This is a genomic window from Natrinema pallidum, assembly GCF_005890195.1.
GTDB classification, from domain to species: Archaea; Halobacteriota; Halobacteria; order Halobacteriales; family Natrialbaceae; genus Natrinema; species Natrinema pallidum.
This window is the reverse complement of record NZ_CP040637.1, coordinates 281,509-295,902: the sequence shown is the minus strand read 5'-3', so window position 1 is coordinate 295,902 and position 14,394 is coordinate 281,509. Positions and strand designations below refer to the sequence as shown.

At 63.6% G+C, this 14,394-nt stretch carries 13 protein-coding genes; 8 read left to right on the top strand and 5 right to left on the bottom strand.

Features of this window, described 5'->3' with window-relative positions:
* Nucleotides 1-26 precede the first annotated feature (26 nt).
* On the top strand, nt 27-1,553 hold the full coding sequence (pheS, locus tag FGF80_RS01375; protein ID WP_138651797.1) for a phenylalanine--tRNA ligase subunit alpha: 1,527 nt from the start codon (nt 27-29) through the stop codon (nt 1,551-1,553).
* Nucleotides 1,553-3,367, top strand: a complete 1,815-nt coding sequence (gene pheT, locus FGF80_RS01370; protein ID WP_138651795.1) for a phenylalanine--tRNA ligase subunit beta — start codon at nt 1,553-1,555, stop codon at nt 3,365-3,367. Before pheS ends, pheT begins: the two co-directional genes overlap by 1 nt.
* Before the next feature lie 34 nt (nt 3,368-3,401).
* Here pheT and FGF80_RS01365 read toward each other — a convergent pair whose 3' ends face one another.
* Nucleotides 3,402-6,203, bottom strand: coding sequence for a M14 family zinc carboxypeptidase (locus tag FGF80_RS01365; RefSeq protein ID WP_138651793.1), 2,802 nt, complete (start codon nt 6,201-6,203; stop codon nt 3,402-3,404).
* A 256-nt stretch (nt 6,204-6,459) separates the two neighbouring features.
* The gene (locus tag FGF80_RS01360) at nt 6,460-6,657 is read right to left on the bottom strand and encodes a SymE family type I addiction module toxin (RefSeq protein WP_006185211.1); all 198 of its coding nucleotides are present in this window, start codon (nt 6,655-6,657) and stop codon (nt 6,460-6,462) included.
* 238 nt (nt 6,658-6,895) lie between these two features.
* Between FGF80_RS01360 and FGF80_RS01355 the strand changes: the two genes are divergently transcribed.
* The 6 genes from FGF80_RS01355 (at nt 6,896) to FGF80_RS01330 (ending at nt 12,076) form a co-directional block, all read left to right on the top strand.
* Entirely contained in the window at nt 6,896-7,204 is a 309-nt protein-coding gene (locus FGF80_RS01355) for a non-histone chromosomal MC1 family protein (protein ID WP_006185210.1), read from the top strand.
* Nucleotides 7,205-7,614: 410 nt separating this feature from the next.
* A complete protein-coding gene (locus FGF80_RS01350) occupies nt 7,615-8,919 on the top strand; it encodes an MFS transporter (protein ID WP_175417055.1) in 1,305 nt (434 codons plus the stop codon).
* An 84-nt stretch (nt 8,920-9,003) separates the two neighbouring features.
* A complete protein-coding gene (pheA, locus tag FGF80_RS01345) occupies nt 9,004-9,816 on the top strand; it encodes a prephenate dehydratase (RefSeq protein ID WP_138651789.1) in 813 nt (270 codons plus the stop codon).
* 347 nt (nt 9,817-10,163) lie between these two features.
* Nucleotides 10,164-10,619, top strand: coding sequence for a peroxiredoxin (locus FGF80_RS01340; RefSeq protein ID WP_138651787.1), 456 nt, complete (start codon nt 10,164-10,166; stop codon nt 10,617-10,619).
* Between the two features lie 62 nt (nt 10,620-10,681).
* Nucleotides 10,682-11,101, top strand: a complete 420-nt coding sequence (locus FGF80_RS01335) for an Hsp20/alpha crystallin family protein (protein ID WP_006185206.1) — start codon at nt 10,682-10,684, stop codon at nt 11,099-11,101.
* 174 nt (nt 11,102-11,275) lie between these two features.
* On the top strand, nt 11,276-12,076 hold the full coding sequence (locus FGF80_RS01330) for a hypothetical protein (protein WP_138651785.1): 801 nt from the start codon (nt 11,276-11,278) through the stop codon (nt 12,074-12,076).
* A gap of 24 nt (nt 12,077-12,100) precedes the next feature.
* On the opposite strand, the gene FGF80_RS01325 is transcribed toward FGF80_RS01330, so the two are convergent.
* The 3 genes from FGF80_RS01325 to FGF80_RS01315 form a co-directional block, all read right to left on the bottom strand.
* On the bottom strand, nt 12,101-12,871 hold the full coding sequence (locus tag FGF80_RS01325; protein ID WP_138651783.1) for an SDR family NAD(P)-dependent oxidoreductase: 771 nt from the start codon (nt 12,869-12,871) through the stop codon (nt 12,101-12,103).
* A gap of 125 nt (nt 12,872-12,996) precedes the next feature.
* Nucleotides 12,997-13,647, bottom strand: coding sequence for a LysE family translocator (locus tag FGF80_RS01320; RefSeq protein ID WP_138651781.1), 651 nt, complete (start codon nt 13,645-13,647; stop codon nt 12,997-12,999).
* Nucleotides 13,644-14,393: a YqcI/YcgG family protein gene (locus tag FGF80_RS01315; protein WP_138651779.1), complete on the bottom strand. Its 750-nt coding sequence runs from the start codon at nt 14,391-14,393 to the stop codon at nt 13,644-13,646. The genes FGF80_RS01320 and FGF80_RS01315 overlap by 4 nt, the downstream gene beginning before the upstream one ends.
* Between the last annotated feature and the right edge of the window lies 1 nt (nt 14,394).

The window sequence follows — 14,394 nt, the reverse complement described above, 5'->3', positions numbered from 1 at the left end:
CGACCCACGGCAATGCAGGTAAGCGAATGCAACTTCCATCACAACAGGTCGCGGTCTTGGAGGCCGCAAGTGCGGACGAGGCAATGTCCGTCGACGCCCTCGCCGCGGCGACAGACCTCCCGCCCGAAACCGTCACCGGGGCGGTCTTCGAACTCGAGACGGAGGGCCTGGTCGCCGTCAGCGAACGCGTCGACGAAACGGTCGCGCTCACCGACGAGGGGCGCGACTACGTCACCGAGGGACTACCCGAGGTTCGGCTCTACGAGGCCGCGCTCGAGGCCGGTGCCGACGCCGACCCCGTTTCGATGGGGCGGGTCATCGGCGCATCGGGGCTCGAAGGCGGCGCGGTCGACATCGCGCTCTCGAACTACGCGCGCAAGGGGTACGGCGCGATCGACAGCGGCGAGATCACGGCCGACCCCGACGCGGACCCGGACGCCGACGCGGAGGCGAACGCGCTCGCGGCGCTGGCCGACGTCGAGGACGCGCCGATCGACAGTATCGACGTGGATTCGGACACCCTCGAGTCACTCGAGCGCCGCGGCCTGCTCGACCGACACGAGTCGACGGTCCGCGAGGCGACGCTCACCGAGCGCGCCGTCACGGAATTGATGGCGGGGATCGAAACCGCCGAGACGGTCGGTCAGGTCACCCCCGAACTGCTGACGAGCGGCGAGTGGGAGGACGTCGAGTTCGCCGACTACAACGTCGAGGCCGACGCCGAGCAGTTCGAGGGTGGCAACGTCCACATCCTGCGCCAGACCGCCGAGCGCGTCAAGGACACGCTCGTCGGGATGGGCTTCCAGGAGATGGACGGACCCCACGTCGACGCGGACTTCTGGATCAACGACTGCCTGTTCATGCCCCAGGACCATCCTGCGCGCACGCACTGGGACCGGTTCGCCCTCGAGCAGCCGACCCACATCGACGAGCTCCCCGCGGATCTCGTCGCCCGCGTCGAGCGGGCACACAAGGAGGGCGTGGGCGAGGACGGCGAGGGGTACCACTCGCCGTGGGACGAGGACTTCGCCCGCGCGCTCGCGCTTCGTGGCCACACCACCTCGCTGTCGACGCGCTACCTCTCGGGCGAGGCGGTGGGCGACCTCGAGCCGCCACAGCGCTATTTCAGCGTCGAGAAGGTCTACCGCAACGATACGCTCGATCCGACCCACTTGCTCGAGTTCTTCCAGATCGAAGGCTGGGTGATGGCCGAGGACCTCTCGGTGCGCGATCTGATGGGGACCTTCGAGGAGTTCTACGCCCAGTTCGGGATCGAGGACATCCAGTTCAAACCCCACTACAACCCCTATACCGAGCCCAGTTTCGAGCTGTTCGGCACCCACCCGACGACGGGCGAACTCGTCGAGATCGGGAACTCCGGCATCTTCCGCGAGGAGATGCTCGAGCCGCTGGGGGTCGACTGTGACGTGATGGCCTGGGGACTGGCGCTCGAGCGACTGCTCATGCTGATGTACGGCTTCGAGGACATCCGGGACATCCACGGGACGCTGTGTGACCTGGAACTGCTGCGCAACACGGAGGTGACCTACTGATGCCCACGGTCGATATCGATCCCGACGAACTGCGCGACCTGACCGGTCACGACGAGAAGAGCGACGAAGAGCTACAGGAAGACCTGTTCGGGCTCGGCCTCGAGTTCGAGGGGCGCACCGAGGACGGCGCGTTCGAACTCGAGTTCGCACCGGATCGGCTCGATCGCCTCTCCGTCGAGGGCGTCGCTCGCTCGCTGCGGTACCAGTACGGCGACGCGCGGGGCGTTCACGTTCCCTCGCCGAACTCGCCGGAGTGGACCATCGAAGTGGACGACTCGGTCCCCGACGAGCGCCCGTACGTCACCGGCGCGGTCGTCCGCGACGTCGATCTAGACGAGGAGGGCCTCGAGTCGCTCATTCAACTCCAGGAGAAACTCCACGCCACGATGGGGCGCAAGCGGGCGAAGGGCGCGATCGGGATTCACGACCTGACGATGCTGAAGGGGCGCGATGCACTACGCGCATCGGAAAACGAGAGTAGCGCGGAACGAAGTTCCGCGAACAGTCGAGCGGCAGAGCCGCGAGACAGCGGCGACGAGCCGCGAGCGAGCCCCACGGCGGACGGCAATCCGACCATCCAGTACGTCGGCGTCGAACCCGACGGGGACCGGTTCGTCCCCCTCGACTCCGATCGGGAGATGACGCCCGCCGACGTGCTCGAGGACCACGAGACGGGACGGACCTACGCCGACCTTGTCAGTGAGTACGAGCGCTATCCGGCGATCTACGACGATCTCGGGCTGTTCTCGTTCCCGCCGGTGATCAACGGCCGGCGGACGGAGGTCTCGACGGACTCGAGAGACCTGTTCGTCGAGATGACGGGCACCGACCAGTGGACGATCGACAAGATGCTGGCCATCGTCTGCTACGCGCTGTCTGCTCGGGGAGCCACGCTGGAGGAGGTGACGGTCGAGTACCCTGACCACGAACTCGTCCGCCCGGATCTCTCGATGAAGACGAAGACGGTCGCACACGACCGCATCGAGACCATCCTCGGCATCGGGCTCGATCCCGACGAGGTGCTCGACCTGGCCGAGCGGTCCGGACTCGAGGCCGAAACAGAAGAGAGCGAGGACGGCGATCTCGTCTACGAGGTGACGATCCCGCCCTACCGCGTCGACATCCTCCACCCCCTGGACGTCATCGACGACCTCGGGCGGGCCTACGGCTTCAACGAGCTCGACCCTCGCTACCCTGACGTCGGGACCGTCGGCGGCCGCCACGAGCGCTCCCGCCTCGAGAACGCCGCCCGTACCCAGCTCGTCGGACAGGGCTTCGAGGACCTGCTGAACTTCCACATGATCAGCGAGGAAGAGAACTACGACCGGCTCGATATCTCGCCCGGCGACGATATCTACGGGGCCGGCGAGCCGGCGACGATCAAGGAACCGTACAGCGAGGACTTCACCATGCTGCGGACGTGGGTGATGCCCTCGCTGTTGATGGTTCTCGAGCGGAACACCCACCGCTCGTACCCGCAGCACCTCGCCGAGATCGGCTTCGCGGCCGCGGTCGACGAGAGCGAAAACACCGGCGTCGCCGAGAGCCGCCACGTCGGAGCCGTCCTCGCACACCACGAGGCCGGCTACGAGGACGCCAAGGCACGGCTCCAGGCGCTGGCCCGTAACTTCGACGTCGACCTCGAGACGCCGCCGACCGACCACCCGACCTTCATTCCGGGTCGAACCGCAGCGATCGTCATCGATGGCGAGGAAGTCGGCGTGATCGGCGAGCTCCATCCGAAAGTGCTCATCGAACACGACCTCGAAGTACCGGTGTCGGCCTTCGAGTTCGATCTCGAGGCGCTCAGATAGGGCCGCGAGGGAAGCGAACGCGATTCTTCGGGGGTTACCGGATCTCGCCGTAGGTCCGGACGAGGTCGCCATCGAGATAGCGCCGCTGCTCGAACCCGAGGGCGTTACACAGGAGCGTATGGCCCATAAACGAGAGGGAGTAGTCGGCCATGCCGAACGGATGTAGGACCGTCTGCTGTGCGGGCGGCAGGATCGAGCCGAGGACGTTGATCTCGGCGTCACCCGCAGTGAGCGTCCCGACGCTGACGTCATCATCGGTCGTTCCGGCGGCGCGACCGCCGGCAGCGTCGAACGCGTCGCCGTCGACGACCGTCGCCGGCTGGTCGGCACCGGTGGTGTACCCGAGTTGTGGCCCTTTCCACAGCTCCTGTTGTCGCGGGCGGATGCCATCGAGCAGCGGGTGTTCGAACTCCCTGTCCTCGAGGGTCGCGTACCGGACCGTGACGGTCTCGAGGTCGGCGGGATCGATCGCCGCCGCGTCCCCGACGTCGAGCGCACCGAGGAGGTGGACGCCCGTATCGGTCAGGACGAGGTCGCCGCCGGCCGCGACGAACGACTCGATCGCCGCGATGTACCGCGGGTTGTCGAGACCCTCGTCGTGAGAGACGACCAGTTTGTCGTAGTGGCGCTTGCCGGAGTTTCCGCGAAGCAATCGACCGTTACAGACGTCGCGAACCCTGAACGCGTCCATGTCGCCGTCCTCGATGTGATCGGAGAGATCGGCGAAGAACTGCATCGGGTTGACCGTGTACTCGCGTTGTTCGTACCCGAGTACCGCTCGCGGATCGGGATACTCGTCGTCGGTGTCCAGAACGGTCAGCTCCACTTCGATGTCGGCGTCGCTTTCGACTTCGACGTCCCACTGGCCGGCGTCGGGTCGATGGCGGAACCAGCCCTCGAAGTCGTGGGGCCGGGGCGTCGGGTCGTCAGGGTCGGCCTTCGCCGCGAGGTCGATTTCGTGAACGATCGTGCCGTCGGGATCGGTGATACGGATGTGACCGTCGCTGGCGGCCCCGAGGCCGGTAAACCGGACCGACAGCGAGTGGGACGAGCCGGTCGTTTCGGTACCGACGGTCCCGCGGTCGGCCGATCCGGATCGGACGACCTCGTGACGGCTGTGGACCTCGGTCGCGCGGTCCCGGCCGGGCCCGCGACCCTTGCCCGGGTGTTGATCGGTGTACGGCAGATCGGCGGACGACCGCGTGAGCGCGTCCGTCGTCACGTATGCGGTGTCCTGACCGCCGGTCGCGACGGTGGTATCGGTCTCCGCTGCGGCCATCTCGGCGTACTCGCGCATCGAGATCCGGTAGGCGGTGACCAGATGGCGTTCGATGTAGGGTTTCCACTCGATCCGGGCATCAGGAGTGTGGTTCGCGAAGATGATTTCGGGAACGACCGTGATCGCTCCGAGCCCGCCGAACGCTTCCGGTTGGCCGGCCCACCCCAGAAGCGAGCCGGTCACCTGATAGGCGAGTGAATCGTACACCGTGCCGTAATCGAACAAGCCAGCGGGAACGTAGTCCGAGGCACCGTACTGCTCCTCGCCGGCGCGTTCGATATCATCCGCGATCGCCTCGATGTCGCCCCAGTGGGCCTCCATCCCTTCGCCGATGCGGATGTTGACCTCGTCGAGGTCGTGGGTTCCGTCGTGACCGAGCGGGGCGTTCGTCTCGAGGTTGAACACCATGTGATCGGCGGCGTACATCCCGTGATAATCACAGAGGTACGTCACGTTCTCGTACTCCCGGAGGTGATCGACGACCGCGAGCGAATCCGGGACGACGTCGTAGTAGTCGTCGGGTGCGCCGTCGGGTTCGGCGGGCCGGAACGCCGGATCGACCCAGCCCATCGTCGGGTACTGCCGGTTGGTGTCGACATCGGCCGCGTTCCCGCGTCGGAAGTTAAGCCGGGTTTCCCCTCGCGGAATGTCGAACTCGGGCTCGCGCGCCACCCACCCGTCGGGGTTCGTGAACACGAAGACGAACGCGATATCGTCGAGCAGGTCCTCGAACCCGTCGGCCTCGCCCCGAGCGAGATCCTCGAGGAGTCGGGCACCGGTCTCGACGCCCGCGCGCTCGTCGCCGTGGATCGAGAGGGAGTAGACCACCGTCTCCTTGTCGGCGAACGACGCCGCGTCCCGGACGTCGTTCGTGACATCGACGACATAGATGTCCTGTGGGTCGGGGTCCGTTCCGGTGTACCGGTTCGGCCAGCCCGGCGATTCTTCGAGGGTATGGACGCGCACGCGGTCGGGGCAGGCCGCCTCGAGATGGGCGATCCCCTGACAGACCTCGGGGTAGGAGACGAACGATCGGGCCTCCTCGACCGGCGGAAAGACGCCGTCGGCGTACGGGGCCTCGAGTTTCCACCACGGGTTCGCCCCGGGTGAGACGTCCAGTCGCTCGACGCCATCGATTTCGAGGACGGCCGCCACTTCGTCGGCGGTGAGATGCGCATGCGCCGCTGGCGTCGGTGACTCTCGAGTAACTGCCTTCGGTGGCCGGGACAGGTCGGGATCGGGGGTTTCCTCGTAGTCGGCCGCGAACGCCTCGAGTGCGGCTCGGTCGGCGAATTCGATGACGGTCGCCGCCTCGTACCCCTCGGGGGTGTGATTGACGACGAACTCGAACTCGTCGGTCATCGGTTCGCCGCGGACATCCGCGGTGGCGGAACCGGGAAGTGCGAGCGCGGCACCCGTCGTCGCGGAGAGCGAAAGGAACGTCCGTCGGTCGATAGGGCTGTCGGCGAACGCGTCGCCGGAACCGCGGTCGGCAGCATCATCGGTCGGACGGTCAGCGGGTTGTCGTGGTTGTGCTTGGTACGGGCCGTTTGACATTACCGATCGTGGGGGAGGTCCCCGGACACGGACCACAATAGTACGAAATAAATAACATATCGAACGAGAGAATGTCTCTGAGAGACGTAGATTTATGTGCTCGAGGGTGGAGTGGACGAGCCATCGGCGGCCGCTATTCGAACCAACGGAACGGGGACTGCTGGCTCACAGCCGTCGGAAACGTCCGGAAGACCCTCCCTGACGGTAGCGAGATAGTAAGCGGCCGGTCGAGACGCGAGGGCAGACGCCCGGACGGTTAGAACTCGTGTTCGACGTCGTCTTCGTCGGCCTTCTGAATGATTATTTTCCCGTCCCGGACCCGGACGAAGACCTCATCGCCGATATCCATGCCCGCGACCTCGAGTTCGTCCTCGTGGAGGTTGAGGTGGACGTTGTGGTAATTCCCGTCGTCGTCTTTCGCACCGCTTGGACTCAGCTTCTTTTTCCGTACCATCGCGGGATTCTATTCCGAACTTCGCCGTAGGATATACTTAAGTGTTTTCGACGACCGAACGACTGACCGCGCGACGGACTCGGTGGCGCGACAATCACGGGACGGCGGCGAGCGAGCGACGCGAATAGTGCAGGAAACTCGCGTTGGCGATACACTTAAATATACCGCCGCAGTCGGTCGATTTGCGGGGATATCTTTATCACTGGTCGTGTGCTGACTTGACACGGAGGCGAAAATCATGGTACGCGAAGACGGGAAACGAAACTTTGCACTGCGCGAATCGGGCGGTGACGAGTCGAGCGTCTTCTCGGGTAACACGCCCCGACAGGCGGCGCTCAAGGCAGCCCGACGGCTCGAGCCCGGCTCGAGCGAGGACGAGGCGGAACGGGTCGAACTGAAACTCCGCGAGAAAGGAACCGACAAGGTTCACATCTACGATGGCTGGGCGTGGGAGGAGACGGCCCCCGACGACAAGCCCGACTGGATGCCCGGCGAGATCACGGAGGCGAACGTCTCGAAGAAAGGCATCGAGCACCTCGACGAGTAAGTCGTCAACTCGACAGATTTCTCCAGCACGAGCCCGTCCGAGAGCGGTGCCATCGCCCGTCTCGAGTGTCGAAATCGGACGGTCGACGGTGAGAGCGTCGAAAAGGGATTCCATCTCGTTCAGTGCCCGATAATAGCACGTTTGTTCGATGACTAGACGGCATAATACGGGATGGGTTTGGTGGGATACTGCCCAAGAAGTGGAAAGACGCTAATAATCAGATTTATACGACAGTCGGCGGTCGAGTCGGTACGTATGTGGATGAGCGTCGAGAGAATCCGGGACTCAGGACCAGTTAATGAAACTAGTTCGGCCATAGTCCGAACATGTGGGCCACTAACGTCGAGAAGAGTACGATCTGATCAACTGGAGCGTCCCCGTATCCTCGTGGGTGAGGTGCCATGATTCCGATGACCAAGTGGCGGACGCTCGGACTGGCGACGATCGGGTTCAATTTCTCGTTTCTGATCTGGTTTTCCTTCGCACCCTTCACGGGGCCGATGGCCGAGGAATTCGGCCTCTCGGTGACCGAAATCGGAATCCTGGCGAGCGCAGCGATCTGGCTCGCGCCGTTCGGCCGGGTTCTGACCGGTTGGCTCTCCGATCGCTGGGGCGCGCCGACGGTGTTCGCAATCGTCTTGGCCTACGTCGGCGTGTTCTCGATCGCGTCGGCGTTCGCCCGATCGTATGCGGTCTTCTTCGTCGAGCGCCTGATCGTCGCGACGGCGGGGATCACCTTCGTTATCGGCATCCAGCACGTCTCGGAGTGGTTCGGCGAGGAGGAACTGGGCACCGCGGAAGGGATCTACGCCGGCGTCGGCAACGCCGGTGCCGCTGGCGGAGCGCTCATCCTCCCCCGGGTGTTCACCGACGGGTGGAACGGCCCCCTCTTCGAGAGCAACTGGCGGGCCGCCTTCTTCTACACCGGGATCGTCTCGATCCTACTGGCGATCGTCTACTACACCGTCGGCGAGGCGGCCAAGACCGAGCAACGTCGTCGGGCGACCGCCGAGAGCGCGACGCTCAGGCAATGGCTTCACACCGCGACCCGGTACGGAACCGTGGTGCTCGCGCTGGCATATGTGATGAGTTTCGGCCTCGAGCTATCGATGAACGGCTGGCTGGCGACCTACTACCGCGAGGGGTTCAACACGGACGATCTCGTGCTCGCGAGCACGTTCGCCGCGACGTTCTCCGTCGCCGCCGGCCTGTTGCGGCCGATCGGCGGCTACGTCAGCGACCTGCTCGCTCGCAGGGAAACGAACATCCTGCCGATCTTTACGGGTCGGTACCGCGAGCAATGGACGTTCGTTTCGCTGTGTTTCATCGTCGTCGCGATGGTCGGGATGACGCTGGCCGGACTGACCGGGCGAGTGCTGCTGGCCGTCGCCGCCGGCTTCGTCGTCGGGATGGGCTGTGCGTTCGCCGAGGGGGCCATCTTTGCTCAGGTACCGGCCATGTTCCCCGACAGTTCGGGCAGCGTCGCCGGCGTCGTCGGCGGCGTCGGGACCGTCGGCGGAATCGTCTACCCGCTGGTGTACGCCGCGCCGGTGCTGCCGACCCTCCATACCGGCTATGCCATCGTCGCGGCCACGATGCTCCCCATCGTCGCGCTGTGTGCGTGGGTCTTCCAACCCCACGTCGCCGCTCGAGCGACCGACGACGGCTTCGTCGCGGCGAGCGAGACGCCGCCGCACACACCGAGCGACGACTGACGCCGCTTGCGCGCGACCGGCCACGCGAGCGAAATTTCGCGGTACCCGAGGGTCTTTTGACCCGTTCGTCCCTATCGGTGGGTAATGGCTGCAGTTACGCTCGGCCCCGAAGGGACCTACTCACACAGAGCCGCGAGCGCGATCGCCGACGACGACGAGATCGACTTCCGACAGTCGGTCACGACGATCGTCGACGCCGTCGCGAGCGGGGAGTACGACCGCGGCGTGATTCCGATCGAAAACAGTATCGAGGGCTCCGTGACGGAGAGTTTAGATGCCGTCGCCGACTACGACGTCGCCGTCGTCCGCGAAATCGTCACCCCGATCAGACACGCCTTGCTCGCCCAGGGGCCGACGTTCGACACCGTCGCCAGCCACTCCCAGGCCCTTGCCCAGTGTCGGACCTACCTCGAGCGCGAGTATCCCGCTGCCACCCTGGAGGCCGTCGCGAGCACGGCACAGGGCGTCGAGTTCGCCCGTGACGATCCGTCGGTGGCGGGCATCGGCCATCCGGCTAACGCGGGAGACGGGATCGAGGTATTGGCCGAGGACATTCAGGATCAGGACTCGAACGCGACGCGGTTCTTCGCGCTCGCGCCGGCCGAGCAGCGCTCGAACGGCGGCGGCAAGACCTCGCTGGTGGTCTACCCGAACGCGAACTATCCCGGCCTGTTGCTCGAGTTGCTCGAACCGTTCGCGGATCGCGACATCAACCTGACCCGCGTCGAGTCGCGGCCGAGCGGCCAGCGACTGGGCGACTACGTCTTCCACGTCGACTTCGAAGCCGGCCTCTACGAGACCCGAACGAGCGACGCGATCGCGGATCTCGAGGCCCTCGCCGACAACGGGTGGGTCCGGCGGCTGGGATCGTACGATACCGAACACGTCGTCGAGTAAGCGTGGTGCTTCGGGACGGCGTCGCGACGAGCGACGGGACGGCCCGCGAACCACGGCCTGGCACCGGCCTCAACGGCGCGGCAGTCCGGGTGCGAGAATCGAACTACGCGTCTCAGCCTGCACAGGCTGAAGGATGACCACTACCCCAACCCGGACACGGACACGGCGCACTCGAAGCGACCACGGCCGACCCCTAATGTACTGGGAGAGTCCTCACGAGCTGTGAATCACGGCGAAATACTTGACGCGGACCGAAACGGGGCTCCGATCGACGGCGCGCGATCGGGTGTCGAGTGGCTCGCTCCCGGACCACAAACGGTTTTGTCGCGTCACCCGGTACCACGAGTATGCCACTCGCTGCAGGCGACGACGCCCCGGCCGTGACCGCACCGAATCAGGACGGCGAGGCGGTCACCCTCGCGTTCGAGGAGCCGACAGTGCTGTACTTCTACCCGAAGGACGATACTCCCGGCTGTACGATCGAAGCGACCCAGTTCCAGCGCGAGCGCGAAACCTATCGAGACGCCGGCGTCGATGTCTACGGCGTCTCGACCGACGACGTGGAGTCCCACCGGTCGTTCTGTGACGCCGAAGGCCTCGAGTTCGATCTGCTCGCGGACCCCGACGCGGAGATCGCCGAGGCCTTCGATGTCGAGCTGCGTGACGGCGTGACCGCGCGGACCACGTTTTTGCTGGCGGACGGCGAGGTCACGGCCGTGTACGAGGGCGTCGATCCGGACGGACACGCTCGCGATGTCCTGCTCGACGCGCTCGACGACGGGCTCGTGACCCTGCCCGAGTAGCCGCTCCTTCTGTCGTCGTCCCGCGGGCAGAATTTATCCCCGTCGGGCACCTACTGCGACGCATGCGAGGCAATCCGTTCGACGAAATCGAAGCAATGCTCGACCGCGTCAGCCGCCAGGTCGAAGAGGGAATGACCGCCGGCGGGCTGCAGGTACCGGGCTCGGTGCCGGTCAACGTCGCCGACATGGACGAAGAGTACGTCGTTACGGCCGACCTGCCCGGCTACGAGACCGACGATATCGAGTTGACCCTCTCGGACGGCACGCTCCGACTCGAGGCCGATCGGATGGACGACGACATCGCCGCCGACGGGACGTATCTCCGGCGCGAGCGGACCAAAACGTCGGCGAGTCGTCGGATTCGACTGCCGGAGCCGGTCGACGAGGAGTCGGTGGCCGCCGGATTCGAAAACGGCGTGCTGACGGTACGGCTGCCGAAAGTCGCGGGCGGCGAGGACTCGAAGCGGATCGATATCGAGTAGCCGTCGCGTCCCGCCGCTCGAGCCCGGTCCGGGGTGACTTCCGTCGCGGTCGCGAAGCGGCCGGACGGGTCGCTGCTCGAGTGCGGTGTCGGACCGACGGCCGCGAGCCCGCGCCGATGTGGAACCGTGCCGGAGATCGTTCGGGTATTGTGTTCGGATGATAACTGTCCGGTCATGGTCCAAGTGTTTGCACTCGTCGTCGCCGGGGCGTTTCTCCTGTTCGGGGGCATCGTACTGTCTCGAGCCGGCGACCTCGACGATCGCGAGGAGACGATCGGCGAGCTCGCGTCGGCGACGGACGAACGGATCGAACCGGGCGAGGAGACGACGATCAGCGGCCGGGTCCGCGTCTCCGACCCGGCGACGCCGACGCGGACCGGTCCTGATTCGGACGGGAACGAACCGGCCGCGCTCTGGGCATGGCGGGTCCGCCGGAAGCGGCCCGCGGGGAACGGCACCCGGTGGCGGACCGTCGAGGCCGAACTTGCGGTCGGCGAGTTCGCCGTCGATCACAGTTGGGATCGCGTCCGCGTGGACGCGGCGACGCTGGCGACCGACGCGGACGACGACCCCTTCGATTCGTCGGCGCTGTTCCTCGGCGACCCGGCGACGGAGTCCTATCTCGGCGACCTCGGCCCGATCAATCGCTTCCTCGAGCGGACGGGGATGGCGGACGAGGACGGGATCGTCAGCGACCTGGAGGTCACCGTGAGCGTCGGCGGGCGGACCACCATGCCCGACAAGTACCAGGCCACCGTCGTCCGGGACGGCGACGACGTGGTCGTTCGGGGCGAACTGACCGAGACGGCCGACGGCTACGTCCTCCGTGGCACCGACGAAACGCCGCTTGTCATCGTGACCGGCACCCTCGAGACCCACCGGGAGCAGGTGCGATCGGCGAGCCGAGTTCAGCAGGCCGCAGGTGGGCTCCTCGTCGGTCTCGGACTGCTTGTTGCGATCCTCGCCGTCCTCTGACGCCGCGTCTCGAGCCGAGCGACGCTAGTACCAAGCACCGCCCGACGAGACGTTGATGTCCTGTCCCGTGACGTGTCGCGACTCGTCGCTCGCGAGGTGGACGGCCAGATCGGCGACCTCCGCGGGCGGCACCAGGTCGTCGAGCATGAGGCTCTCGAGGACCTCCCCTTCGACCGCTTCGACGGGAACGCCCGCCTCCTCGGCTTGCCGTTCGAAGACACCCCGAATGCGATCGCCCTCGACCGGGCCGGGACAGATCGCGTTGACGGTCACCCCGTCGTCGCCGAACTCGGCGGCCAGTGCACGAGTGACTCCGATCAGTCCCATCTTCGAGGCGGCGTAGGGAGTTCGGTTGGCGTACGGCCGCTTGCCGCCGATCGAGGCGATGTTGATGACGCTCCCCTGTGCCGACTCCCGGAGGTGGGGGGCTGCCGCCCGCGTGACGCGAGCGACACCGATGACGTTGACATCGAGGGTCTCGAGCCACTCGTCGTCGCTCGTCTCCTCGAGCGGCGCGGTGGGGCCGGCGATCCCGGCGTTGTTCACGAGGCAGTCCAGCCCGCCGAACGAATCGACCGCCGCGGAGACGGCGTCTTCGACCGACTCGGGATCAGTCACGTCCGTCTCGACCGCCAGCGTTCGATCGGGAGCGTCGATCAGTTCCGCGGTCTCGTATATCCCGTCGCTCCTCGCCGCGAGGACGACGGTCGCGCCCTCGTCGGCAAACGCGACGGCGATTTCGCGGCCCAAACCCTGACTCGCTCCCGTGACGAATACAGTGTCGTCTGCTATCACAGCACGTGATGGATCGGGTCGAAAATAAAACTACCTGTTATCGGACGGAGGGGTCGATATGGTTCTGCATTTCTCAACTGGTGTGTTTCCGTTGGGGGCACTGTCTATCTTGACGGAAACGATCATTAGAGAATGATAGCATCAATTGCGTAATAGGCGAACATCATACCAAAGCCAATCAGTAGAAGGCCTGCACCGACAGAAAAATATCGAAGTAGTTTCGCTGTTACAAATTGCCGTCCATAGTGGGTTGCTGTTGCAAGCCCCAGATCCCAAGAGGCGATTCCAATAAAGATAGACGCACTATACAATAGCGCTACCTCTATCCCAGCCTGATCAAGTGTCGCAGCTAATACCGATCCGTAGATGCCGATCCAGAATATAAGATTCAATGGATTTGAGATGGCAATTAAGAAGCCAGACACGAATGACCGAGACAGGGACTCTTGACGGCCTCCATCGGCTTCTACTGCAGTTCCAAACTCGGTTGTGTTTTGGGCATCCCTAATTGACTCATAGCCTAGATAACTGAGAACTACAGCACCGAACACCCACATAACTGCTTGTGCTGTTGTTGTTGTGAGTCGTTCAGATAGTCCAAAATATATTAAAAACATGAGTATAAGATCAGCTGCCATCCCACCAATACCGACAAGCCATGAATTCCAAAATCCATCTTTTAGACCCTGGTTTACTATTTTGATATTAATTGGACCAATCGGTATTGACAGAGCGAGACCAAGCAGAATGTACTGAAGGACTTCAGAGCCAATCATTTTGGATCTATCTCAAAGGGGAATTCGCAGATAGATTCATCGTTTGTATCGGGAAGGAAATATTGTTTCCACTCGCGTGTGTTAGAATCACCGTAATCACCAATATCTGGATGAGGGTCTATCTTATCGTATTCTTGAAGTCCTGCTCGAATAATCTCCCTCGCCTTTTTACCTTTCTCTGTATCTCCTGTGATATCGTTGAGAGTCCCGCGGGGCTGGACAGTAATTTCGAGTCCATGCGGTGCATATCTACTAAGCCGTTGTTCATAACACGGTGCACGTGCTACGAGAAATATTGGTTCCCCCGCGAAGCAAAACTCCCATTTTGGATCGTCTGGGTCAACTGGTACTTCAGCTGGCCATGGTTCAGGGTCATTTTTGTTCAGATACTCGAGTATACTCCAGAAAGAGTCCCTATACTCGGATTCAGATAGTTTTTCTTGAGGTGGTTTAAAAAATATTGCTAGTGTGGTCCGTTTTGCAATTTCTTCATACATTTTTATGTACTCATAAATCCCATCTCGGAGCATCATCAAATCGTTCTCATTTGACATTGATTCGATGAAGAGATATCGAGCGTTTCCTTGACGTTGAGCCTTACTACCGAAGTGACAGGGGTATGAATTTCCTTTAACAAGTGAATCACGAAACCCTTCATAGCTGGCTTTTTCCCACCCGTCTAGCATTCCCTCATTCAGCTTAGTTTCAACTTCATCTTTAGTATGTATTTTGCCGACCAACGCCATA